The organism is Pseudogemmobacter humi (genome assembly GCF_900609055.1).
Lineage (GTDB): Bacteria > Pseudomonadota > Alphaproteobacteria > Rhodobacterales > Rhodobacteraceae > Pseudogemmobacter > Pseudogemmobacter humi.
In genome coordinates this window covers 1-23,861 of the sequence record NZ_UXAW01000076.1, presented here as the reverse complement: position 1 = coordinate 23,861, position 23,861 = coordinate 1, and the positions used below count along the sequence as shown (strand labels likewise).

At 67.9% G+C, this 23,861-nt stretch carries 17 protein-coding genes; 8 read left to right on the top strand and 9 right to left on the bottom strand.

Translation table 11 applies throughout. The annotated features are described in order from the left end of the window. Positions 1-115: 115 nt before the first annotated feature. From carB to XINFAN_RS12860, 3 genes are all read left to right on the top strand, one after another. Positions 116-3,445 carry a carbamoyl-phosphate synthase large subunit gene (carB, locus tag XINFAN_RS12870; RefSeq protein ID WP_124087276.1) on the top strand — a complete coding sequence of 1,110 codons (3,330 nt, stop codon included), beginning with the start codon at positions 116-118 and terminating at the stop codon, positions 3,443-3,445. A 263-nt stretch (positions 3,446-3,708) separates the two neighbouring features. Continuing rightward, entirely contained in the window at positions 3,709-4,353 is a 645-nt protein-coding gene (locus tag XINFAN_RS12865; protein WP_124087275.1) for a PRC-barrel domain-containing protein, read from the top strand. 141 nt (positions 4,354-4,494) lie between these two features. Further along, positions 4,495-5,850 (top strand): DEAD/DEAH box helicase, encoded by a 1,356-nt coding sequence (locus XINFAN_RS12860; protein WP_124087274.1) that lies wholly within the window; start codon positions 4,495-4,497, stop codon positions 5,848-5,850. Positions 5,851-6,035: 185 nt separating this feature from the next. Here the strand turns inward: XINFAN_RS12860 and XINFAN_RS12855 are convergent, their stop codons facing one another. Further along, the gene (locus XINFAN_RS12855; RefSeq protein WP_124087273.1) at positions 6,036-6,488 is read right to left on the bottom strand and encodes a hypothetical protein; all 453 of its coding nucleotides are present in this window, start codon (positions 6,486-6,488) and stop codon (positions 6,036-6,038) included. A 54-nt stretch (positions 6,489-6,542) separates the two neighbouring features. Then, positions 6,543-7,493 carry a DMT family transporter gene (locus tag XINFAN_RS12850; protein WP_124087272.1) on the bottom strand — a complete coding sequence of 317 codons (951 nt, stop codon included), beginning with the start codon at positions 7,491-7,493 and terminating at the stop codon, positions 6,543-6,545. 138 nt (positions 7,494-7,631) lie between these two features. On the opposite strand from XINFAN_RS12850, the gene XINFAN_RS12845 reads away from it, so the two are divergent. Beyond that, positions 7,632-8,687, top strand: coding sequence for a hypothetical protein (locus XINFAN_RS12845; RefSeq protein WP_124087271.1), 1,056 nt, complete (start codon positions 7,632-7,634; stop codon positions 8,685-8,687). Positions 8,688-8,693: 6 nt separating this feature from the next. Here XINFAN_RS12845 and XINFAN_RS12840 read toward each other — a convergent pair whose 3' ends face one another. The 6 genes from XINFAN_RS12840 to XINFAN_RS12815 all read right to left on the bottom strand — a co-directional run bounded on the left by XINFAN_RS12840 (position 8,694) and on the right by XINFAN_RS12815 (position 14,391). Beyond that, complete coding sequence (locus XINFAN_RS12840; protein WP_124087270.1) at positions 8,694-9,647, bottom strand: SPOR domain-containing protein; 954 nt, start codon at positions 9,645-9,647, stop codon at positions 8,694-8,696. 78 nt (positions 9,648-9,725) lie between these two features. After that, positions 9,726-10,358: a uracil phosphoribosyltransferase gene (gene upp, locus XINFAN_RS12835; protein WP_124087269.1), complete on the bottom strand. Its 633-nt coding sequence runs from the start codon at positions 10,356-10,358 to the stop codon at positions 9,726-9,728. Positions 10,359-10,360: 2 nt separating this feature from the next. Then, positions 10,361-11,347, bottom strand: coding sequence for an adenosine deaminase (locus tag XINFAN_RS12830; RefSeq protein WP_124087268.1), 987 nt, complete (start codon positions 11,345-11,347; stop codon positions 10,361-10,363). Positions 11,348-11,473: 126 nt separating this feature from the next. Further along, complete coding sequence (locus tag XINFAN_RS12825) at positions 11,474-12,670, bottom strand: phosphopentomutase (RefSeq protein WP_124087267.1); 1,197 nt, start codon at positions 12,668-12,670, stop codon at positions 11,474-11,476. Further along, positions 12,671-13,993 (bottom strand): thymidine phosphorylase, encoded by a 1,323-nt coding sequence (locus tag XINFAN_RS12820; protein ID WP_124087266.1) that lies wholly within the window; start codon positions 13,991-13,993, stop codon positions 12,671-12,673. Then, the gene (locus XINFAN_RS12815; protein ID WP_124087265.1) at positions 13,993-14,391 is read right to left on the bottom strand and encodes a cytidine deaminase; all 399 of its coding nucleotides are present in this window, start codon (positions 14,389-14,391) and stop codon (positions 13,993-13,995) included. The genes XINFAN_RS12820 and XINFAN_RS12815 overlap by 1 nt, the downstream gene beginning before the upstream one ends. A 279-nt stretch (positions 14,392-14,670) precedes the next feature. Between XINFAN_RS12815 and XINFAN_RS12810 the strand changes: the two genes are divergently transcribed. The 3 genes from XINFAN_RS12810 to XINFAN_RS12800 all read left to right on the top strand — a co-directional run bounded on the left by XINFAN_RS12810 (position 14,671) and on the right by XINFAN_RS12800 (position 20,592). Continuing rightward, complete coding sequence (locus XINFAN_RS12810) at positions 14,671-16,962, top strand: NADP-dependent malic enzyme (RefSeq protein ID WP_124087264.1); 2,292 nt, start codon at positions 14,671-14,673, stop codon at positions 16,960-16,962. Positions 16,963-17,180: 218 nt separating this feature from the next. Continuing rightward, positions 17,181-19,073: a propionyl-CoA synthetase gene (locus XINFAN_RS12805; protein WP_124087263.1), complete on the top strand. Its 1,893-nt coding sequence runs from the start codon at positions 17,181-17,183 to the stop codon at positions 19,071-19,073. Positions 19,074-19,218: 145 nt separating this feature from the next. Beyond that, complete coding sequence (locus XINFAN_RS12800; RefSeq protein WP_124087262.1) at positions 19,219-20,592, top strand: sigma-54-dependent transcriptional regulator; 1,374 nt, start codon at positions 19,219-19,221, stop codon at positions 20,590-20,592. Here XINFAN_RS12800 and XINFAN_RS12795 read toward each other — a convergent pair whose 3' ends face one another. Then, positions 20,593-21,357, bottom strand: coding sequence for an NAD kinase (locus XINFAN_RS12795; RefSeq protein WP_124087261.1), 765 nt, complete (start codon positions 21,355-21,357; stop codon positions 20,593-20,595). 1,163 nt (positions 21,358-22,520) lie between these two features. Here XINFAN_RS12795 and glyA point away from each other — a divergent pair. Continuing rightward, the gene (gene glyA, locus XINFAN_RS12790) at positions 22,521-23,816 is read left to right on the top strand and encodes a serine hydroxymethyltransferase (protein WP_124087260.1); all 1,296 of its coding nucleotides are present in this window, start codon (positions 22,521-22,523) and stop codon (positions 23,814-23,816) included. Positions 23,817-23,861 lie beyond the last annotated feature (45 nt).

Here is a 23,861-nt window from a genome sequence, read left to right as displayed (position 1 = left end):
TATGCGCAAGCGCCGCGCTGCGCCAGACGGAATAGACACGTCGGTTTGCCCCTTGCGCCGCTGCCGTGTCGTTCTATAACCCCGGACGATTTGCGCACAGCCTGGGGAAGCCGACATGCCGAAGCGGACAGATATCCACTCGATCATGATTATCGGTGCGGGGCCAATCGTCATCGGCCAGGCCTGCGAATTCGACTATTCCGGCGCCCAGGCCTGCAAGGCGCTTCGGGAAGAGGGCTACCGGGTGATCCTGGTCAACTCGAACCCGGCCACGATCATGACCGACCCGGGTCTGGCGGACGCCACCTATATCGAGCCGATCACCCCCGAGGTGGTCGCCAAGATCATCGAGAAAGAGCGCCCCGATGCGATTCTGCCGACGATGGGCGGGCAAACGGGCCTCAACACCGCGCTGGCGCTGGCCGACATGGGCGTGCTGGAAAAGTTCAGTGTGGAACTGATCGGCGCGCGGCGCGAGGCCATCGAGATGGCCGAGGACCGCAAGCTGTTCCGCGAGGCGATGGACCGGCTCGGGCTGGAAAACCCCAAGGCCACCATCGTCGCCGCGCCGAAACTGGCGAACGGCAAATACGACATCGCGGCGGGCGTGGCCCAGGCGATGAAGGATCTGGAGCAAATCGGCCTGCCCGCGATCATCCGCCCCGCTTTCACGCTGGGCGGCACCGGCGGCGGCGTCGCCTATAACCGCGACGATTACGAGGCCATCGTGCGCTCGGGGCTGGAAGCCTCGCCCATGGCCCAGGTGCTGGTGGACGAGAGCCTGCTCGGCTGGAAGGAATATGAGATGGAGGTCGTCCGCGACAAGGCGGACAATGCGATCATCGTCTGCTCCATCGAGAACATCGACCCGATGGGCGTCCATACCGGCGATTCGATCACCGTCGCCCCGGCGCTGACGCTCACCGACAAGGAATATCAGATCATGCGCAACGGCTCGATCGCCGTCTTGCGCGAGATCGGGGTCGAGACCGGCGGCTCGAACGTGCAATGGGCGATCAACCCGGCCGACGGCCGCATGGTGGTGATCGAGATGAACCCGCGCGTCAGCCGCTCTTCGGCGCTGGCGTCCAAGGCGACCGGCTTCCCGATTGCGAAAATCGCCGCGAAACTGGCGGTGGGCTATACACTCGATGAGCTGGACAACGACATCACCCGGGTGACGCCCGCGAGTTTCGAGCCGACCATCGACTATGTGGTCACCAAGATCCCGCGCTTCGCCTTCGAGAAATTCCCCGGCTCCGAGCCGTTCCTGACCACCGCGATGAAATCGGTGGGCGAGGCGATGGCCATCGGCCGCACCATCCATGAGAGCCTGCAAAAGGCGCTGGCCTCGCTGGAGACCGGCCTGACCGGCTTCGACGAGATCGAGATCCCCGGCGCGCCCGACAAGGCGGCGATTTCCAAGGCGCTCAGCGTCGCCACGCCCGACCGGCTGCGGGTGATCGCCCAGGCGATGCGCCTTGGCCTGACGGATGACGAGATCCAGGCGATCACCTCTTTCGATCCCTGGTTCCTCGCCCGCATCCGCGAGATCATCGTGGCGGAACACGAGATCCGCGCCCACGGCCTGCCCGCCACCGCCGAGGGGCTGCGCACGCTCAAGATCATGGGCTTCACCGATGCGCGGCTGGCGAAACTGACCGGCCAGCCCGAATCCGCGGTGCGGCGCGCAAGACGCGGCCTCGGGGTCACCGCGGTGTTCAAGCGGATCGACACCTGCGCCGCCGAATTCGAGGCGCAGACGCCCTATATGTATTCCACCTATGAAATGCCCGCGATGGGCGATGTGGAATGCGAATCGCGCCCCACGGCGGCGAAGAAGGTCGTCATCCTCGGCGGCGGGCCGAACCGGATCGGCCAGGGGATCGAGTTCGACTATTGCTGCTGCCACGCCTGTTTCGCGCTGACCGCGGCGGGCTACGAGACGATCATGGTCAACTGCAACCCCGAGACCGTCTCGACCGATTACGACACTTCGGACCGGCTCTATTTCGAGCCGCTGACGCTGGAACATGTGCTGGAGATCCTGCGGGTCGAGCAGGAGAATGGCACGCTGCACGGCGTGATCGTGCAGTTCGGCGGCCAGACTCCGCTGAAACTGGCGCAGGCGCTGAAGGATGAGGGGATCCCGATCCTCGGCACCACGCCGGACGCCATCGACCTGGCCGAGGACCGCGAGCGGTTCCAGGCTTTGCTCAACGATCTGGGCCTGAAACAGCCCGTCAACGGCATCGCGCATTCCCGCGAGGAGGCCTTCGAGATCGCCGCCCGCGTCGGCTACCCGCTGGTGATCCGCCCGTCTTACGTGCTGGGCGGCCGCGCGATGGAGATCGTGCGCGACGACGCACAGCTTGAACGCTACATCAACACCGCGGTGCAGGTCTCCGGCACCTCGCCGGTGCTGCTCGACAGCTACCTTTCCGGCGCGGTCGAGGTGGATGTCGATGCGCTGTCCGATGGCGAGGCGGTGCATGTCGCCGGGATCATGGAACATATCGAGGAAGCCGGCGTCCATTCCGGCGACTCGGCCTGCTGCCTGCCGCCGCATCAGCTCTCGGCCGAGACCGTGGCCGAGCTGAAGGCGCAGACCGTGCAGATGGCCCGCGCGCTGAACGTCGTCGGGCTGATGAACGTGCAGTTCGCGATCAAGGACGGCGTGATCTACGTGCTGGAGGTGAACCCGCGCGCATCCCGCACCGTGCCTTTCGTCGCCAAGGCGACCGACAGCGCCATTGCCTCGATCGCCGCGCGGCTGATGGCGGGCGAGAAGCTCGCGGCCTTCCCCGAACGCGCGCCCTATGCCGAGGGCGTCGGGCCGGACAGCGCGCTGCCGCTGGCGGATCCGATGACGCTCGCCGATCCGATCACGCCCTGGTTCTCGGTCAAGGAAGCGGTGCTGCCCTTCGCCCGCTTCCCCGGCGTCGACCCGCTGCTTGGGCCGGAAATGCGCTCCACCGGCGAGGTGATGGGCTGGGACCGCAATTTCGCGCTCGCCTTCCTCAAGGCACAGATGGGCGCGGGGATGGTGCTGCCCGAGGCGGGCCGGGTGTTCCTCTCGGTCAAGGATGCCGACAAGACCGATGCGCTGGCCGAAGCCGCGCGCGATCTGGTTTCCATGGGTTTCGCCATCATCGCCACCCGCGGCACCGCGGCCTGGCTGAAGGCGGCGGGGATCGGGGCGGAATCGGTCGCCAAGGTCTATGAGGGCCGCCCGAACATCGTCGACCGGCTGAAGAACAACGACATCGCACTGGTGATGAACACCACCGAGGGCAGCCAGTCGGTCAGCGACTCGCGCGATATCCGCCGCGTGGCGCTGATGGACAAGATCCCCTATTTCACCACCGCCGCCGCCAGTGTCGCCGCGGTGGCCGCGATGAAAGCCCGTGGCGAGGGCTACGGCGTGCGCACGCTGCAAGGCTGAGGCTTCGCTTCCGACATGCGTTGAAGGCGGCAGGGATCTCCCTGCCGCCTTTTCCGTTCCGCGATCCGCGCCCGGGGTTCCCGGCGGCGCCCTGACATGATGGTGAGACGGCGGGTTTCCTCTCAGCCCGGCGCGGCGATCCGGCAAGCGCCCGCTCAGCCCGCCGCCCGGGCGCCGGATATCGGCCGGACGCGGATCATCCGGGCCGGACCCGCGTTCTCTCCGGGTCGGCTGAACGCCTGAAACTATATGAGGAGAGAACCATGAAACGGATCCCGGCATATGCCGCTTTCACTTCGGCCCTGCTTCTTGCGGCCCCCGTCCTGGCCCAGGACGACACCACCGACCCGCAGACCAATGATACCATCGTGCCCAGCCCCGACATTGACAGCGGCACGACCACCCTGCCGGACACCGGAACCACGACGGAACCCGGCGCGACCGAACCCTCGGGGGTTCCGGCCGATCCGCTGATCGAGGACCAGCCGCGCGCCACCCCCGAAGCGACGGACCCGGCCAATGGCACCACCCAGGTGCCGGCGGACACCACCGATATGCCGGCAACGACCGACATGCCCGCCGCCACCGACACGTTCATCGTGCCCGAGGGCTATACCGAACTGACCGACTGGACCGCGGTCACCGCCGACCAGCTGATGGGCGCCACGCTCTATTCGGCTGACGGCTCGAACATCGGCACCGTCTCGGATATCGAGCTGAGCACCGATGGCCCGGTTGCCGGGATCGTGGTCGATGTCGGCGGTTTCCTCGGGATGGGCGTCCATACCGTCAGCCTCGGCGCCGATGATGTGAAGCTGTACCGCAACGAGAGCGGCACCGTGATCGCCCATACCGGCCTGACCTCCGACGCGCTGAAAGCGCTGCCGGAATATGTGAAGCCGCAGTAAGGTTTCGCTTCGCCACCAGGCAAAGGGTCCGCCCGCGCGGGCCCTTTTCACCTGTCCAGGTTGACTTTCCGGGCGTTTCCTGCGCATCCCGTGGGCAACCAGGGGCAGCGCTGCCCCCGATCCCTTTTCCCCGGACACCAGATGACCACATTCGAAGCCCTGGGCCTTTCGCCCAAGATCCTGAAAGCGCTGGAAAAGACCGCGCTGAAACAACCGACCCCGATCCAGGCCCAGGCGATCCCGCAGATCATGCAGGGACGCGACCTGATGGGGCTGGCGCAGACCGGCACCGGCAAAACCGCCGCCTTCGGCCTGCCGCTCCTGCACCGGCTGCTCGACATCGGCCACCCGCCGGGGCCGAAGAACATCCGCGCGCTGATCCTGGTGCCGACCCGCGAACTCGCCACCCAGATCAAGGACAATTTCCTGACCTTCACCCAGGGCACCGCGGTCAAGGTGGTGATGGTCGTCGGCGGCGCCTCGGTCAACCGCCAGGCGCAAAGCCTGCTGAAAGGCGCCGACGTGCTGGTGGCGACCCCGGGCCGCCTGATCGACCTGATCGAGCGCGGCGACGTGAGCCTGGAAAAATGCGGCTATCTGGTGCTCGATGAGGCCGACCACATGCTCGACATGGGCTTCATCCATTCGCTGCGGCGGATCGCGAAGCACATTCCGCTGAAACGCCAGACGCTGATGTTCTCGGCCACCATGCCGAAAGACATCACCGAGATCGCCGAGACCTATCTGCGCGATCCGGTCAAGGTCCAGGTCGCGCCGCCCGGCAAGCCGGCCGAAAAGGTCACCCAAGGGGTGCATTTCATCCCCAACGGCGACAAGGCGCGGCTGCTGGAGGAATATCTGAAGAAACACCCGGGCGAGGCGGCGCTGGTGTTTTCGCGCACCAAGCACGGGGCCGACAAACTGGCCAAGGTGCTGGCGCAATGGGGCTTCAGGGTCGGCGCGATCCACGGCAACCGCAGCCAGAACCAGCGCGACCGCATCCTGACCGAGTTCCGCCAGGGCGAGGTCGACGTGCTGGTCGCCACCGATGTGGCCGCGCGCGGCATCGACATTCCGACGGTGCGGCATGTCTACAACTACGACATGCCGAACGTGCCCGAGAATTACGTCCACCGTATCGGCCGCACCGCGCGGGCCGGGGCCGAGGGCTCGTCGCTCAGCTTCTGCGCCCCCGCCGAGATGGGCGAGTTGCAGGCGGTCGAGAAACTGCTGAAAAAATCGCTGCCGGTGCTGGGCGGCGCGCCCTGGGCGGCCGATGTGGTCGCCGCGGCGCCGAAGCCCGGCCAGAACCGCGGCCAGCGCCCGCAGGGCCAGCGCGGCCCGAGGCCCGGGGCCGGACCGGGCAAACAAGGCGCCGGAAAACCCTCCTCGGGGCCGAAACCCGCAGCCCGGCCGGGCGCTGCTCGTCCGCAGGGCGGCGGCGGCACGCCATCGCGCCGCCCGGGCGGCACCGGAGGCCCCGGCCGCCGCGGCTGAGTTTTCGGAAAACCCACACGGAAGGATACGGGGGAAAGGGGCGCGTCATCTCCCCCCGCAGCTTCTTCGCTCACCCCCCCTGGGTATTTGGATCAGGGTGAAAAGCCCTTTCATCCTGAGATAAATACCCCCGCCGGAGGCGTCCGGCGCGGGCCAGAGGCGCCTCGGCCCCGGCCTTCCGGCCCTCAGACCACCTCGTCCTCAAGGTTCAGTTTCATCTGCAACAGCACCTGCTGGATGGCGATGGTCTCGCGCAGCAGGCGCTTGGCCTCGTTGATGCTGATCTTGCCGTCCGAGATGGCGGAATTGTATTCGCTCATCAGCATCGCGAACCGCTGCGCCAGCGCAACCACATCCTGGTTCACCCCGGTGGTGGTCGGCCCCGTTCGCTCATTGTCATAGGCCAGCGTGATCCCGCGCAGATCGGCCAGCGCGGCGGTGACATGCGGGAAACGCGCCGCCGCTTCCAGCGCGGCCACCACATCGACCGGCATGAAACGGTCGGCATGTTCCGCACTGTCGGAATAATAGCGCCCCAGCGTGGCCTTGGATTTGCCGGTGATCGCGCAGGCCGCCTCGATCCCCACATCCTTGACCAGCGTCTCGGTATGTTTCTTCAGATAGGATTCGACCGACATAACCGCCCTCGCACCGGATTTACGCCCCAGCCTTACTGCGCAAGCGGCCCCTTGTCACCCGGTGGCGGCCTCGCCGTGGCGCGCGGCCTCATGCGCGCGAAGCGCGATCATCGCACCCGCAAGGACGATCAGCGCGATCCCGGCCCAGGCCCGCCAGCCGAGGCTTTCGTCCCACAGGATCCAGCCCCAGAAAGCCGAACTCGGCAGCACCATATATTCGATCACGCTGACCCGCCCGGTATCGGCCAGCTGATAGGCGCGGGTGCACATCCCCACCCCCACCGCCGAGAGAAACGCCTGGAGCGCCATCAGCCCCAGATACCGCGCATCGGGCCAGACCGCGCCGCGCAGCACGAAGCCGTCGCTGCCCGCGGGCACCGGCAGCGGCCAGAGCGCGAAGACCGCCATCCCGATCACGCCGTAAAGCCCCAGCACCACGAAGAAGGCGGCGAGCAGCGTCTCGGGCGTCTCCTGCGCGCAGAGCTTGCGGGTGACGATGTTCGACAGCGCATAGACCACCGCCGCCGCCACCGGCAGCACCGCGGCGAGCGTCGCCCCCGCCAGCGCCGCCGGCCCCAGCACCAGCACGACTCCGAGGAAGCCGAGCGCCACAGCGAGGATCCTGACCGGCCCGATCGCCTCGCCGAACGCGAAGCGCGAGATCAGCAGCACGAAGATCGGCGCGGTGAACAGCCCCGCCGCCGCCAGCGCCACCGGCAGAAAGGCCAGCGCGCCGAAATAGATGAAGATCGCCGTGCCCTGAAGCACCGCCCTGAGCATCACCGCCCAGGGGCGCACTGCGCGCAGCCGCAGCCCCAGAAAAGGCGCCACCAGCCCGATGATCGCCAGCGCCATCAGGCTGCGGGTAAAATGGAACTGCGACAGGCCGGTCTCATCGGCCACCAGGCGGACGAAATTGTCGCTGAACCCCACCATGGCGGCGTAAGTCACCGTCAGCCCCACCGCCGCCATGGTGCGGTCGGGGACAAGCGTCTGAACATTCATCGGAACACGCTCCCTCGCCGGTCATCTGGCCCGTCCCGCCCGCCTTGTGCTCGTCCGAAAACGACATTTCGGCGGGGAAAGCACGGGGCCGGAAAGCCGGGCGTTGTCGCCCGCCCTGCGGGCGGCTAAGGTCCGGTCATGAAAAGACGAGCAGGCAGGCAGACGCTCCCCTCCACCGGCACCGCGCTGAGGCAGTATCAGCGTCTGGAATGTATCGGCCTGTGGCGCGACGCGCCAGAGGATCAGCGCCGCGAAGTGGTGGTGCGCATGGGCGAGGCGACGCTCGTCCTGTCGGATCCCCGGTCGGAAACCGCGCTCAGCCACTGGTCGCTGCCCGCCGTGCGGCGGATCAATCCGGGCCAGCGCCCCGCCGTCTTCGCCCCCGGCGAGGATTCCCGCGAATCCGTCGAGATCGAGGACGAGGCAATGGTCTCGGCGCTGAAAACCGTGCATTCCGCGGTGCGCGCGGCGCGGCCGCATCCGGGGCGGCTGCGCGGCTGGCTGATCGGCGGCACGGTGGCCGCGATTGCGGCGGTGGCGGTTCTGGTGCTGCCGGGGGTGCTGATCTCGCATACCGCCTCGGTGGTGCCGGCGCCGAAACGGGCCGAGATCGGGATGCGCGCGCTCGACGACGTGATCCGGCTGACCGGAGCGCCCTGCGACGGCGATGTGGGCCTGCCCGCGCTGGCGGCGCTGGCCGAGCGCGTCTTCGGCCCCGAGGACACGCCGATCCTTTATATCCTGCCCGAGGGCCTGTCGCGCCCCGCTCATCTGCCCGGCGGCGTGATCCTGCTGCCGAAAGGTCTGATCGAACAGGATGCGCCCGATGCGCTGGCCGGGGCCGCGCTGGCCGAAGGGCTGGCGGCGAAACTCACCGATCCGATGCGCGACATTCTCGACCACGCCGGGCTGAAAGCAAGTTTCGACCTGCTGACCTCGGGCGATCTGCCGGCGGGCGCGCTCGACGGCTATGGCGAGGCGTTCCTGCGCCGCCAGGATTCGCCGCCGCCGCTGACCCGCCTCACCGCCGCCTTCACCGAGGCCCAGGTGCCGCTGACGCCCTATGCGCAGTGGCTGGCCGGCCCGGAAAGCGCCGCGATGCAGGAGGCCGATCCGTTCCGCGGCCTGATCGCCACGCCGCTGCTGCCCGACGACGACTGGATCGCGCTGCAATCGGTCTGCTCAGACGGGTGAGCGCGCTCAGCGCAGGATCACCGCATCCGGGAATCCGGCGCCGCGCACCGCCGCCAGCGCCGCCTTCGCCTCGGCGGCCGAGGCGAACGGCCCGGCATAGACCACCTGCAAAGCGCCCGCTTTGCCGCGCGCCATCGGCAGCCCCAGGGCGCCAAGCCGACCGATCGTGCCCTCGGCATTGGCGGGCACCCCGAACGCGCCGACCTGGACGAAGATCCGCGCGGCCTTTGCCGGAGCCGGTTTCTCCGCCACCATTTTCGGCTCGGATTTGGTGGAAACCACGATCTCCGACCGCCCGGTAAGGCTGCCTTCGCTGAGGCGCACCACGACCTTCAGCGGCCGTTCCTCGACATCGCTGCCCGCGCGCAATTCGGCCGGCACCGTGCGGGTCCAGATCTGGTCCTGGTCGCTCACGCCCTGGACGGTCTGCTTGCCGCGGTTCGGGTTCAGCCGGTCGTCCTCCCAGGCCAGCTTGTAGCCCGGCGGCGGAGCGGGGATCGCATCAGCCGGAACGACCACGATTTTCTTCGCCGAAACGCCGCCGCTGGCCGGAGCAGACGCCGGTTTGGAGGGGCTGACCGCTGGCGCGGCTTTTGCCGCAGCGGGGGCCGGTTTCGGCGCCGCCGCCACGGGTTTGGGCGTGGATTTCGGTGCGGGTTTCGGTGCGGGAACCGGCTCCGCCTTCGCGACGGGCTTCGGCGCGGGCGTTTCGGAGGTCTCGACCGCCCGGCCCGAGGGCGGATAGCCGCAAAGCTGCTTGCGGTCGCGGGTCACCCGCGGCACCCAGGCCTCGCGCCCGCCATGGCCCGCGCGCAGAAAGACGCAGCCGCGACTGTCCACATATTGTTGACCATTATAGCCGGGCGGCGGCAGTTCCGCCGGCCCGCGCAGATCGCCCAAAGCAGGGGAACCCACCACCGCCGCCAGCAGAAGGGCGGCAGAAACAACTTTACCAGACATGATCCACCCCCAGGCAGCCTGCCCGGAATTGTGAATCAGTTTGATTCGCGAGTAAAGGGTATCGGCCCGATTTATACTCTATTTCGTGCCGAACATGCGGTCACCCGCATCACCCAGGCCCGGAACGATATAGCCGTGATCGTCCAGTCGCTCATCCAGCGCGGCGGTGACGATGGGCACGTCGGGATGCGCCGCCTTCATCCGCGCCACGCCCTCGGGCGCCGCCAGCAGGCACAGGAAGCGGATGTTCTTCGCCCCCGATTGTTTCAGAAGCGTCACCGCCGCCGCCGAGGAATTGCCCGTCGCCAGCATCGGATCGACCACGATCGAGACCCGCTCCTCCAGCTGATCGGGCAGTTTCGCGTAGTATTGCACCGGCTGCAAAGTCTCGGGGTCGCGGTAGAGCCCGATGAACCCCACCCGCGCCGCCGGGATCAGCTCCAGGATCCCGTCCAGGAGCCCGTTCCCCGCCCGCAGGATCGAGATCAGCGCCAGCTTCTTGCCCTCGATGGCGGGCGCGTCCATCTCCTGGATCGGCGTCTCGATCCGCCGCGTCGTCATCGGCAGCTCGCGCGTGACCTCATAGGCCAGCAGCAGGCTGATCTCGCGCAGAAGCCTGCGGAAGCCCGCGGTCGAGGTCTCGCGGTCGCGCATGATGCTGAGTTTGTGGCTCACCAGCGGATGGGTGACGATGGTCAGATGATCCGGCATGTTCAGCCCTCCAGCTTCTTTGCAATACGGCTCTTCGTATCCGCGTCGCAGAAAGCCGCGTCAAGCGCCTGGCGCGCCAGCCGCCGGAACTGGCCCTCGTCCCAGTCGAAAGCGCGGTGCAACTCCTCGTATTCGCGGATCATGCTGGTGCGGAAGAACGGCGGATCGTCGGTGTTGATGGTGACGCGCACGCCCCGCCGGTCAAGCTCATGGATCGGATGGGCGCGGAAATCCCGGTAAAGCCCAAGCGCGACATTCGAGCCCGGGCAGACCTCCAGCACCGTGCCCGCCTCGGCCAGTTCATCGACCAGCGCCAGATCCTCGATGGCGCGCACGCCATGGCCCAGCCGTTCGGGCCGGAGCGCGCGCAAAGTATCGCGGATCCCGCCGGGCCCCTGCCATTCGCCGGCATGGGCGGTGATCCTGAGCCCGGCCTCGCGGGCGCAATCGAAGGCCCAGAGGAAATCCGCAGGCGTCAGCAGGGTCTCATCCCCGGCGATGCCGAAGCCGGTGAGGAAATCTCCCGCCGTCTCTGCCGCGCAAAGCGCCGCCCGCTTCGCGCGCTCCGGCCCCAGATGGCGGATGCAGGTGGCGATCCCGCGCAGGGTAAGGCCGCAAGACCGCTCGCCCTCCGCCGCCGCCTCACGGATCGCCGCAAGATACTCGGCCCAGGCCCCCGGGTCACCGCCGCCGCAGAAATCGGGGCTGAGGAAACATTCCGAATAGACCACGCCCGCAGCCGCGCTTTCCTCCATCACCGCCAGCACCAGCCGGTGGTAATCCTGCGGCCCGCGCAGCACCGAACAGGCCGCCTCATAGACCTTCAGGAAATGCGGGAAATCGCGCCAGGCGTAGTTGCCGTCCTTGCCGAAGATCCCGGAAATATCCTCGCGCTTCTCTGCCGCCAGCCCGCGAATGAACGCCGCCGGCGCCGCACCTTCCAGATGCAGATGCAGTTCCACCTTCGGCAAGGCCGCCCATTCGCTCATCCCGCGCCCCCCGACTTCCGCCGCTATGGCTTTCACCCTGATATAAATACCCAAAAGGTATGCCGGCGTTCCGCCACCTGTTCAAGGAACCGGCGGCATGACGGCAGCACCCCTGCCCTGCCGAAATCACAGAAAACTCCGTCCCGTCCCCGTCGCCGCCACCCCCAGATGCGCCGCGACCGAGGCGCCCACATCGGCAAAGGCGCAAAGCCCGATCCCGCGCGCGCCCAGACCGTAGCCCAGCACCGGCACCCGCTCGCGGGTGTGTTCGGTGCCGCGCCAGGTCGGGTCGTTGCCGTGATCGGCGGTGAAGATCGCCAGATCGCCGGGCCGCAGCCGCGCCAGAAACCGCGGCAGAGCCGCGTCGAACCACTCAAGCTGGCGCGCATAGCCCGCCACATCGCGCGGATGGCCGTAAAGCGTGTCGAACTCGACGAAGTTCGCGAATGTCAGGGAACCGTCCTCCGCCTCGCGCCCAAGGCGCGTCAGATGTTCGAAAAGGTCAGCATCCGACTTCCCTTTCCACAGCTTCCCCACCCCCCGCATCGAGAAGATGTCGCCGATCTTGCCGATGGCATGGCTCGCCCGCCCCGCCGCTGCGACGTGATCCAAAAGCGTCGGCCCCGGCGGCGCGATGGCGAAATCGCGTCGGTTCGCGGTGCGGCGAAAGTCGTCGCAGGTGCCGGTGAAGGGCCGCGCGATCACCCGCCCCACCCGCCGCGCATGCAGGATCGGCGCGAGGTCTTCGCAAAGCCGCAGCAGCCGGTCGAGCCCGAACCATTCCTCATGCGCCGCGATCTGGAACACCGAATCCGCCGAGGTGTAGCAGATCGGCCAGCCGGTCTGCCGGTGCTCCTCGCAATACCCCGCGATCACCGGCATTCCGGCGGCATGGTGGTTCGCCAAAGTCCCCTCCACCCCGGCCAGCCGGCAGACCTCGGCAAGGATCTCCGGCGGAAAGGCCGGGGTCTCGTCGGGAAACAGCGTCCAGTCCCAGGGCACCGGCAGACCCGCCAGCTCCCAATGCCCGGATGGCGTGTCCTTGCCGCGCGACACCTCGGTCGCCGCCCCCCACAACCCCTGCGGCGCCGCCGCCAGCCCCGGGGTTTCGGCCCCCGAGGCCAGCCGGAGCGCCGCCCCCAGCCCGAGCGCATCCAGATGCGGCAGATGCAGGGGCCCGCTGCGGCCCTGCTCAGCCCGGCCCTCGGCGCAAGCCCGGGCGATATGCGCAAGCGTATTCGCCCCCTCGTCGCCGAAATCCGCGGCATCGGGCGCGCCGCCGCAGCCCACGGAATCGAGGACGATCAGAAAGGCCCGCGCCATTCAGCAGATCCTTTTCAGAACCAGCGGCCCGTCCCCCGGCGTGGTCATCCCCGAAGCCGCGCCGCCGATCCGATAGGCGCGCTGCACCGCCGCCACCGCGTCGGCCGCCGCCTCGCGCGTCAGCGCATGGACCATGGCAAGCGGCACCCCGGCCCCCGCCTCTTCGCCAAGGCCCGCCAGATCCGAGAACCCCACCGCCGGGCTGATCCGGTCACCGTCGCGCAGCCGCCCGCCGCCGAGCCGCACCACCGCATGGCCCAGCATCTCGCCGTCGATCGCGGTGATATGGCCGTCTTCCAGGGCGGGCACCTCCAGCACCACCGGCGCCGCCGGCAGCCGGTCGGGCCAGCGCTCGACGAAATCCGACGGCCCGCCCTGGGCCGCGACCATCCGACCGAAGGCCTCGGCCGCCCGCCCCCCGTCGAGCGCGCGCAGGATCCGCGCCGCGCCGTCCGCGGCATCCCCGGCCAGACCCGCCAGCGCCAGTACCTCACCGCCGAGTTCCGCGGTCAGCTCGCGCAAGCCGGAGTTGACCGAAGTGCCGGTCAGCGTCTCCATCACCTCGATCACCTCCAGCGCATTGCCTGCCGCCGTCGCCAGGGGCTGGCTCATATCGGTGATCAGCGCCGAGGTCATACACCCCGCCCCCTGCGCGGTGGAGACCAGCGCGCGGGCCAGCCTCGCGGCGTCCTCCTCGGTTTTCATGAAAGCGCCCGAGCCGCATTTCACATCCAGCACCAGCGCCTCCAGCCCCGCCGCCAGCTTCTTCGACAGGATCGAGGCGGTGATCAGATCGACGCTTTCCACCGTGCCGGAAATGTCACGCACCGCGTAAAGCCGCCGGTCGGCGGGCGCCAGATCCGCGCTCGCCGCAACGATGGCGCAGCCGATGCTGCCGACCTGGGCGCGCAGTTCAGGCTCGGACAGGCCGGTGCGAAAACCCGGGATCGCCTCCAGCTTGTCGAGCGTGCCGCCGGTATGGCCTAGGCCGCGCCCTGAGACCATCGGCACATAAGCGCCGCAGACCGCAAGCGCCGGCGCCAGCAAGAGCGAGACGCAATCGCCGATTCCGCCAGTGGAATGTTTGTCCACCACCGGCCCCGGCAGATCCCAGTCCAGCACCCGCCCGCTGTCACGCATCGCCAGCGTCAGCGCGACCCGGCCCTCTTCCGACAGGCCGCGCAGCAGCACCGCCATGGCGAAAGCCCCGGCCTGGGCATCGGTCACCGCCCCCGAGGCGAGGCCCCGGGCGAACCAGGCCAGCGCATCCGCCGGGGGTGTCGCGCCGTCGCGGATGGTGGCGATGATGCCGCGCGCCTCCATCAGCGCGCCGCCAGATGATGGGGGCCGAAGGCGCCGGGCAGCAGCTCTGCCACCGTGGCGCTGCGGGTCTTGCCGCTCAGCGTCGCCATGATGACCACCGCGCCGGGATCGGCGAATTCCGCGATCTTCTGGCGGCAACCGCCGCAGGGCGCCACCGGATCGGGACTGTCGGCGATGACGAAAACCCCGGCGATCCGCCGCTCACCGGCGGCGCACATGGCGGCGATGGCGCCGGCTTCGGCGCAGGTGCCCTCGGGATAGGCGACATTCTCGACATTCACCCCGGTGAACACCGTCCCCGCATCGGTTCTGAGCGCCGCGCCCACGCGAAAGCCCGAATAGGGCGCATAGGCATGCTCGCGGATGCGGGTCGCGGCGTCGCGCAGGGTCTCGGGCATCGGCGTCGTCCTTCTGATCGGGCGACAAGTTTGACGCGAAGCCGGGCGGGCCGCAAGCGGCCCGGTGGCCGTGCCGGCCATGCCTCCGGCGGGGATATTTAAAGACAGAAAATGAAGCAGGCGGCGCATCTCATTTTCTGTCCTCAAATATCCCGGGGGAGTCTGCGCGGCGCGCAGACGGGGGCAGGGCCCCCATACCCGGCTGCGGCGGGGTACGAAGCCGGATTGGAAATGCGCCAGACATGGTTTAAGGCTAAACCACCTGATCGGGAGACGGAAATGTCGGGTGGAATGCAGGACGAGGCGGCGGGCGCGGCGCGGCAGGCGGCGCTTTACTATCACGAATTCCCCAAACCCGGCAAACTGGAGATCCGGGCGACGAAGCCCCTGGCCACCGGGCGCGATCTGAGCCGGGCCTACTCGCCGGGCGTCGCCGAAGCTTGCCTGGAGATCAAGGCCGACCCCGCCACCGCCAGCCGCTATACCGCGCGCGGCAATCTGGTCGCCGTGGTCTCGAACGGCACCGCCGTCCTTGGTCTCGGCAATATCGGCGCGCTGGCCGCGAAGCCGGTGATGGAGGGCAAGGCCGTCCTCTTCAAGAAATTCGCCAATATCGACTGTTTCGACATCGAGGTGAACGAGAGCGATCCGGTGAAACTGGCCGAGATCGTCTGCGCGCTGGAACCCTCGTTCGGCGCGATCAACCTTGAAGACATCAAGGCGCCCGACTGTTTCATCGTCGAGAACCTGTGCCGCGAGCGGATGAACATCCCGGTCTTTCACGACGACCAGCACGGCACCGCCATTGTCGTCGGCGCGGCGGCGACCAATGCGATGATCGTCGCCGGCAAGCGGTTCGATGAGATCCGCCTCGTCTCGACCGGCGGCGGCGCGGCGGGGATCGCCTGCCTTGAGATGCTGGTGAAGCTGGGGGTGAGGCGCGAGAACATCTGGCTTTGCGACATCGACGGCCTCGTCTACCAGGGGCGCGAGACGCAGATGACGCCGCAGAAGGCGGCCTTCGCGCAAGGCACGACCCCGGCGACGCTGGCCGAGGTGATCGCGGGGGCGGATATGTTCCTCGGGCTTTCCGGCCCCGGCGTGCTGACGCCCGCCATGGTGGCGAAGATGGCCGCGAAGCCCATCGTCTTTGCGCTGGCCAATCCCACGCCCGAGATCCTGCCCGACGAGGTGCGCTCGGTCGCGCCCGAGGCGATCATCGCCACCGGGCGCTCGGATTTTCCCAATCAGGTCAACAACGTCCTCTGTTTCCCCTTCATCTTCCGCGGCGCGCTGGACGTGGGCGCCACCACGATCAACAGCGAGATGGAACTGGCCTGTATCGAGGGGATCGCGGCGCTCGCCCGCGCCACCACCTCGGCCGAGGCCGCCGCCGCCTACAAGGGCGAGCAGCTCACCTTCGGACGCGATTACCTGATCCCGAAGCCGTTCGATCCGCGGCTGATGGGGGTGGTGGCCTCGGCCGTCGCCGGGGCCGCGATGCAGACCGGCGTCGCCACCCGCCCGCTGGAGGACATCGCCGCCTACAAGAACAAGCTGGACGGATCGGTGTTCAAATCGGCGCTGCTGATGCGCCCGGTGTTCGAGGCCGCCCGCACCGCCACCCGCCGCATCGTCTTTGCCGAGGGCGAGGACGAGCGCGTGTTGCGCGCCGCGAACGCCATGCTGGAGGAAACCACCGACGTGCCGATCCTGATCGGCCGCCCCGAAGTGATCGCCGCGCGCTGCGAGCGCTATGGCCTGCCGATCCGGCCCGGGCGCGATTTCCATCTGGTCAACCCCGAGAACGACCCGCGCTACCGCGATTACTGGGGCACCTATCACGAGCTGATGGCGCGCAGGGGCGTCACCCCCGACATCGCCCGGGCGGTCATGCGCACCAACACCACCGCCATCGCCGCCGTCATGGTGCACCGCGACGAGGCCGACAGCATGATCTGCGGCACCTTCGGCCAGTATCACTGGCATCTGAACTACATCCGCCAGGTGCTGGCGCGCGGCGGGCTGCATGCCCAGGGCGCGCTGTCGATGATGATCCTGGAAGACGGGCCGCTGTTCATCGCCGACACCCATATCCGCGCCGAGCCCGAGCCGCAGGAGATCATGGAGACCGTGATCGGCGCCGCGCGCCATGTGCGCCGCTTTGGTCTGGTGCCGAAGATCGCGCTCTGCTCGCAAAGCCAGTTCGGCAATATGGACACCGCCTCGGGGCGCAAGATGCGCGCCGCGCTGGAACTGCTGGACGCGCGCGAGCCCGATTTCGCCTATGAGGGCGAGATGAACGTCGATACCGCGCTGGACGAAAGCCTGCGCGAGCGGCAACTGCCCGGCGCGCGGTTCGCGGGGCCGGCGAATGTGCTGGTATTCGCCTCGGCCGATACCGCCTCGGGGGTGAGGAACATCCTCAAGATGAAGGCGGGCGGGCTTGAGGTCGGGCCGATCCTGATGGGAATGGGCAACAAGGCGCATGTGGTGACGCCCTCGATCACCGCGCGCGGGTTGCTGAACATGTCGGCCATCGCCGGAACGCCGGTCTCGATCTACGGCTGACGGGCGGGCGGGGGAGAATCAGACCGCTCCCCTGCCCCGCGCAGTTTGCAAACCACCGGAAATTTTGCGAAGTCCTGTGGTGCGGACAGGGGTTTGCATAATTCGCAGCCCTGCGCCGCGAAATTCTGCAAACATATCCCACCCTGTTTCCGGTAACAAAGTTGCGCCACCCGCGCCGGTACCCTAACACACGCCTCATCGTGGAGGAGGGCAGGCTTATGGGCTACCGTGAGATCTATGCGCAATGGAAAGCGGATCCCGAAGGGTTCTGGATGCAGGAGGCCCGGGCAATCGACTGGGTGAAGCCGCCCTCGCGCGCGCTGTCCGGGGACCGCGCGCCCCTCTATGAATGGTTCGCCGACGGCCTCGTGAACACCTGCTGGAATGCGGTCGACCGCCATGTCGAGGCCGGGCGCGGCAATCAGCTTGCGATCATCCACGAAAGCCCGGTCACGCATCTGCGCAAAGGCATCACCTACCGCGAATTGCAAAACCGCGTCGCCAGCCTTGCGGGCGCCCTGCGCGCCAAAGGCGTGGAAAAGGGCGACCGGGTGATCATCTACATGCCGATGATCCCCGAGGCGCTTGAGGCGATGCTGGCCTGCTCGCGCCTTGGTGCGATCCATTCGGTGGTGTTCGGCGGCTTTGCCGCGAACGAGCTGGCGGTCAGGATCGACGATTGCAAGCCGAAGGCGATCATCGCGGCCTCCTGCGGGATCGAGCCCTCGCGCATCGTTCATTACAAGCCGCTGCTCGACGCCGCCATCGACCAGGCCAGCCACAAGCCCGACTTCTGCGTGATCTTCCAGCGCGAGCAGGAAGTGGCGAAGCTGATCGAGGGCCGCGACCTGGCCTGGCACACCTTTCAATACGGGGTGGAGCCGGCGGAATGCGTGCCGGTCGAGGGCAATCACCCGGCCTATATCCTTTACACGAGCGGAACGACCGGGGCGCCGAAGGGCGTGGTGCGGCCGACCGGCGGCCATCTGGTGGCGCTGAACTGGACCATGAAGGCGATCTACGACATGAACCCCGGCGAGGTGTTCTGGGCCGCCTCGGATGTGGGCTGGGTCGTGGGCCATTCCTATATCTGCTACGCGCCGCTGATCGCGGGCTGCACCACCATCGTGTTCGAAGGGAAACCCGTCGGCACCCCGGATGCGGGCACCTTCTGGCGGGTGATCTCGGAAAACAGGGTGAAGAGCTTCTTCACCGCGCCCACCGCGCTGCGCGCGATCAAGCGCGAGGATCCCGGCGGCGAATTCGTCAAAGAATACAACCTGAAACACCTGAAGATCTGCTATCTGGCCGGCGAGCGCGCCGATCCCGACACCATCGCCTGGGCCGAGCGCCATCTGAAGGTGCCGGTGATCGACCACTGGTGGCAGACCGAGACCGGCTGGGCCATCGCCGCCAATCCGATGGGGATCGAGCCCTTGACGGTCAAACCCGGCAGCCCCTCGGTGCCGATGCCGGGCTATGACATCGAGGTGCTGGACGAGGGCGGCCATCCGGTCGGCCCCGGCACGCTGGGCGCCATCGCGGTGAAACTGCCTCTGCCCCCGGGCAACCTGCCGACGCTGTGGAACGCCGAGGACCGCTTCCGCAAAAGCTATCTGTCGCATTTCCCCGGCTATTATGAGACGGGCGATGCCGGCTATATCGACGAGGACGGCTACCTCTACATCATGGCGCGCACCGACGACGTGATCAACGTCGCGGGCCACCGGCTTTCCACCGGCGCGATGGAGGAGGTGCTGGCCTCGCATCCCGATGTGGCGGAATGCGCGGTGATCGGGGTTTCCGACACGCTCAAGGGTCAGTCGCCGCTCGGATTCCTGTGTCTGAACAAGGGCTGCGACCGGCCCCATGCCGATGTGGTGACGGAATGCGTCCGGCTGATGCGCGAGCGCATCGGCCCGGTGGCCGATTTCAAACGCGCCCTGGTGGTGGACCGCCTGCCCAAGACCCGCTCGGGCAAGATCCTGCGCGGCACCATGGTGAAGATCGCCGATGGCGGCGAATGGAAGATGCCTGCCACCATCGACGACCCGGCGGTCCTGGACGAGATCGCCGCCGCGCTGAAGACCGTCGGCCTCGCCGGGGGCTGAGGGCGCTGCATCGCGGCATCTGGACCTGCCGCCGCCGCCATGGCACCCTCGGGCGCATGTGGCAGGGACGCACAGCAGGAAGCGTGAGACCGGCCGGGACATCCCGGCCGCATTCCCGCGCCGTCCGCCCCTCGCGGAGGCCGATGTGAAACCGCCGCAGATCCCCGTCCTCGTGATCGAGGACACCCCCTCGCTGCAATTCGTCTACCGCTCGGTGCTGACGGCGGCAGGGATGGTGGTCCATGCCGCCGGTTCGGCGACCGAGGCGTTGCAGCAGTTCCACGCCGTCCGCCCCGGGGTGGTGGTGCTGGATCTGATGCTGCCCGACCGCGACGGGCTGGCACTGATGTCGGAACTGCTGGCGCTGAACCCCGATCTCTATGTGGTGGTGATGTCGGCCCAGGGCTCGGTCGACCGCGCGGTGGCGGCGATGCGGGCCGGGGCCTTCGATTTCCTGCTCAAACCCTTCGAGGAGAACCGCTTCCTTGGCGCGGTCCTCGCCGCCCTGGAGGCCGCCGACGAAGACAGCGCGCCGCCCGCCGGCCAGCCCGCCAAACGCCGCCCCGCGGCCACGGGGGATCCCTCGGCCAGCATCGGCTCTTCCGCCGCGATGAAAGAGGTGCATCGGGTGATCGGCTCGGTCGCGGGCTCGATCGCCTCGGTCTTTCTGACCGGCGAAAGCGGCACCGGCAAGGAACTCGCCGCCATCGCGCTGCATGCGCAATCGCCGCGCGCCCGCGGCCCTTTCATCGCGCTGAACTGCGGCGCCATCCCGCACGACCTGCTGGAATCCGAGGTCTTCGGCCATATGAAGGGCAGTTTCACCGGCGCCATCGCCGACAAACCCGGTGCCGCCGCCGCCGCCGACGGCGGCACGCTGTTTCTGGACGAGATCTGCGAAATGGCCCCGGCATTGCAGACCAAGCTCTTGCGTTTCCTGCAAACCTCGATGGTGCAGCCGCTTGGTGCCACCCGGCCGCGCAAGGTCGATGTCCGCATCGTCTGCGCCACCAACCGCGACCCGCTGGAGGCGATCCGCCGCGGCACCTTCCGCGAGGATCTGTATTACCGGCTGCATGTCGTCGCCCTGCATCTGCCGCCCCTGCGCGAGCGCGGCCGCGATGCGGTCGAGATCGCCGAGGTCGCGCTGCGCCGCTTTGGCGCCGAAGAGGGCAAAAGCTTCATCGGCCTCGCGCCCGGGACGCAGCGGATCCTGCTGGAGCACGACTGGCCCGGCAATGTGCGCCAGCTTCTGAACGTGATGCGCAATGTGGCGGTGATGAATCCGGGCGGGCTGGTCACACCCGATATGCTGCCGCCCGAGTTGCGCATCCGCCCCGCCGCCCGGCCCGATCCCGCGCAGGATCCCCTGGCGGGCCTGACCCTCGCCGCCATCGAGCGCCGCGCCATCGAGGCCGCGCTCGCGCGCCACAGCGGCTCGGTGCCCAAAGCGGCGCATGAGCTGGATATATCGGTCTCGACCCTCTACCGCCGGATCGAGGCCTGGAAACTGCGCTGATCAGACGAACTGCTCGCGGATCAGCCGTTCCTCCAGCCCGTGGCCGGGATCGAACAGCAGCCGGTGGCTGATCGCGGCCTCGGACCGCACCACCACCGAGATCACGTCGCGCACCGAATTGCGGCTGTCGGCATCGGCCATCACCGGCCGTTTGTCGGGGTCGAGCACGTCGAACCGCACCTCGGCCAGCTTCGGGATCAGCGCGCCGCGCCAGCGCCGCGGCCGGAACGCCGACATCGCCGTCAGCGCCAGCACATCCGCGCCGATCGGCAGGATCGGACCATGGGCCGAGTAGTTATAGGCGGTCGAGCCCGCCGGGGTGGCGACCAGCGCCCCGTCGCAGACCAGCTCCGGCAGCCGCTCGCGCCCGTCGACCGTGACCCTGAGCCGCGCCGCCTGAGGCCCCTGGCGCAGAAGCGAGACCTCGTTCACCGCCAGCGCCGCCGTCACGCGGCCGCGCACGTTCTCGGCCCGCATCGACAGCGGATTGAGAATCGCCTCTTCCGCCGCCGCCAGCCGCCCGGGCAGATCGTCGTCGGAATAGGCGTTCATCAGAAAGCCGATGGTGCCGCAGTTCATGCCGTAGACCGGCAGGTCGCGGCCGGATTTCTCGCGCAGGGTCTGGAGCATGAACCCGTCGCCGCCAAGCGCCACGACCACGGCGGCGCGGCGCGAGTCGCTCTGGCCGTAACGCGCGATCAGCCGCGCCAGCGCCTCCTGCGCGGGCCGGGCTTTTGATGCCGTGAACCTGATCTTCTGCTGCATCGCGCCCCTCCGTCCGGGCGCAACCCTGACCGCAAGGGCCGGGAAACTCAAGCCTTTGTTCCCGCCGCCGGAACCGCGGCCGGACGGCTTCCCCGGACGTTTTCCGCTGACCGGCCCAGGGCCGGTCCCGCAACCCCGCAGACATCTAGCATATACAATCAACCCTGATCTGCGGAGGCGGCAGCATCTGGCGGATGTGTTTCGCAAGAAGCCGGGGATGCGCCTGCCGCATTGGGCAAAAGAGACAGATGGCAAACACGCCTGTCGCGGCCGGGGCCGGGCCTCCGCTGATCGCCGAAGAGACCGGTGTCCGGCAGAACCCGATCCGATAATGGCTGCGGCGGAAATGTTTGCGGGATGGCAACTCTCCGGCATTTTCCGAAACGGCCATCCCGCAAGCATCCGCGCCGGTCCCGGATCCGGCCGCCCCGGTGACCGCCCGCGATCTGCGGATCGGAGAGCGGCTCATTCTGCCCGTGATCCGTCCTGATGCCTCTGCCAACGCCGGAACATGCCGGTTGCCGCCAGCGTCACGGCAGGACAAAAGACCCTCGGTCACTCGCGGCAATGCGGGGCGCGAGCCGGTCTTTGCATCCGCCGGCCATGACCTTGAGGGTGACGCGCTGTCCGACGAACTGAGCGAAGAGATGCCGCCCCGAAATTCAGTTGTTCCTCCAATCATTGCCTTAGGTGAAATCCGGGTCCTGATCGGGCGTCGCCGGAAGCGGATCTGCCCCCGACAGATCGCCCGGCAGCATCAGACTGGTGCGGTGGCTGACCTGACCCCGCCTTTCAGGAACCGGATCGGGCAGCCATTCCCCTCTTCCATGGCCCAGGCCCCGGGCTAACGCCCTGCGTTCCGGGCCCTTTGCGCGCAGAAGTTCCTCTGCGGATCCGGCAGCGATGATCCTGCTCGTCTCCCGAACGGGCGCGCGAGGCTGGGCTCTCCGCAGGGAAACCCTCCGCTTCCCTCCCGCGGCCTGGCGCCCGCGAAAGAGCCCGCGATTTCCCGCACCCCGCTCGTCCAGGGCCTGCCCCGGCAACCGGCGGGGGCCGATTTCGTCCCTGTCGGGGAAGCGGTCGTTTTCCGGCCTTTCCCTGGCGGGCGGCGTGATCTAAACATCCGGCAAGCATAAATTCGCGCAGCGCCAACGGAGACGTGTATGACCGCCCAGACCCGCGACCCCGGCTTTTTCACCGAGGCTCTTTCCGCCCGCGACCCTGAGTTGTTCGGCGCGGTTCGTTCCGAGCTTGGCCGTCAGCGCGACGAGATCGAGCTGATCGCGTCCGAGAACATCGTGTCGCTCGCGGTGCTCGAAGCCCAGGGCTCGGTGCTGACGAACAAATATGCCGAGGGCTATCCCGGCAAGCGCTATTACGGCGGCTGCCAGTTCGTCGATATCGCCGAGACCCTTGCGATCGAACGCGCCAAACAGCTCTTCGACTGCAAATTCGCCAATGTGCAGCCGAATTCCGGCAGCCAGATGAACCAGGCCGTGTTCCTCGCGCTTTTGCAGCCCGGTGACACGTTCATGGGGCTCGACCTGAACTCGGGCGGGCACCTCACCCATGGCTCGCCGGTCAACATGTCCGGCAAGTGGTTCAAGGTCATCTCCTACGGCGTGCGCCAGCAGGACCAGCGCCTCGACATGGACGAGGTGCGCAAAAAGGCACTGGAGCACCGCCCCAAACTGATCCTCGCGGGCGGCACCGCCTACAGCCGCGAATGGGACTGGGCCGCTTTCCGGGCAATTGCTGATGAAATCGGGGCTTACCTCCATGTCGATATGGCACATATCGCGGGCCTCGTGGCCGGAGGCGTGCATGCCTCGCCCCTGCCGCATGCCCATGTGGTGACCACCACGACCCACAAGAGCCTGCGTGGCCCGCGTGGGGGTATGATTCTCACAAATGATGAAGAAATCGCTAAGAAGATCAATTCGGCGGTGTTCCCGGGCCTTCAGGGCGGGCCGCTGATGCATGTGATCGCGGCGAAGGCGGTGGCTTTCGGTGAGGCTCTGCGCCCCGAATTCAAGGCCTATGCCGCCCAGGTCAAGCAGAATGCCGCGGCGCTGGCGGACGAGCTGATGAAGGGCGGGATCGACATCGTCTCGGGCGGCACCGACAACCATCTCTGCCTTGCCGACCTGCGGCCCAAAAAGGTGACCGGCAAGGCGGCCGAGGCGGCTCTGGGCCGCGCGCATATCACCTGCAACAAGAACGGCGTGCCCTTCGATCCCGAGAAGCCCTTCGTGACCTCGGGCGTGCGGCTCGGGGCCCCGGCGGGGACGACGCGGGGCTTCGGCGAGGCCGAGTTCCGCCAGATCGCGCGCTGGATCGTCGAGGTGGTGGACGGTCTTGCCGCGAACGGCGAGGACGGCAACCACGAGGTCGAGGCGAAGGTGAAAGCCGAGGTCGAAGCCCTCTGCGCGAAGTTCCCGCTCTATCCGGGGCTCTGAGGCGCGGGGGGCGTGACACGGGGAGCGGGGCGGAGCATTCCGCCC

Coding starts and splice junctions, on each gene's coding strand:
- XINFAN_RS12845 (WP_124087271.1), top strand. CDS start 7,632: ATGAAAAGACGAGCAGGCAGGCAGACGCTCCCCTCCACCGGCACCGCG.
- carB (WP_124087276.1), top strand. CDS start 116: ATGCCGAAGCGGACAGATATCCACTCGATCATGATTATCGGTGCGGGG.
- XINFAN_RS12865 (WP_124087275.1), top strand. CDS start 3,709: ATGAAACGGATCCCGGCATATGCCGCTTTCACTTCGGCCCTGCTTCTT.
- XINFAN_RS12855 (WP_124087273.1), bottom strand. CDS start 6,488: ATGTCGGTCGAATCCTATCTGAAGAAACATACCGAGACGCTGGTCAAG.
- XINFAN_RS12850 (WP_124087272.1), bottom strand. CDS start 7,493: ATGAATGTTCAGACGCTTGTCCCCGACCGCACCATGGCGGCGGTGGGG.
- XINFAN_RS12815 (WP_124087265.1), bottom strand. CDS start 14,391: ATGCCCGAGACCCTGCGCGACGCCGCGACCCGCATCCGCGAGCATGCC.
- XINFAN_RS12860 (WP_124087274.1), top strand. CDS start 4,495: ATGACCACATTCGAAGCCCTGGGCCTTTCGCCCAAGATCCTGAAAGCG.
- XINFAN_RS12825 (WP_124087267.1), bottom strand. CDS start 12,670: ATGGCGCGGGCCTTTCTGATCGTCCTCGATTCCGTGGGCTGCGGCGGC.
- glyA (WP_124087260.1), top strand. CDS start 22,521: ATGACCGCCCAGACCCGCGACCCCGGCTTTTTCACCGAGGCTCTTTCC.
- XINFAN_RS12805 (WP_124087263.1), top strand. CDS start 17,181: ATGGGCTACCGTGAGATCTATGCGCAATGGAAAGCGGATCCCGAAGGG.
- XINFAN_RS12830 (WP_124087268.1), bottom strand. CDS start 11,347: ATGAGCGAATGGGCGGCCTTGCCGAAGGTGGAACTGCATCTGCATCTG.
- XINFAN_RS12795 (WP_124087261.1), bottom strand. CDS start 21,357: ATGCAGCAGAAGATCAGGTTCACGGCATCAAAAGCCCGGCCCGCGCAG.
- XINFAN_RS12810 (WP_124087264.1), top strand. CDS start 14,671: ATGTCGGGTGGAATGCAGGACGAGGCGGCGGGCGCGGCGCGGCAGGCG.
- XINFAN_RS12820 (WP_124087266.1), bottom strand. CDS start 13,993: ATGGAGGCGCGCGGCATCATCGCCACCATCCGCGACGGCGCGACACCC.
- upp (WP_124087269.1), bottom strand. CDS start 10,358: ATGCCGGATCATCTGACCATCGTCACCCATCCGCTGGTGAGCCACAAA.
- XINFAN_RS12840 (WP_124087270.1), bottom strand. CDS start 9,647: ATGTCTGGTAAAGTTGTTTCTGCCGCCCTTCTGCTGGCGGCGGTGGTG.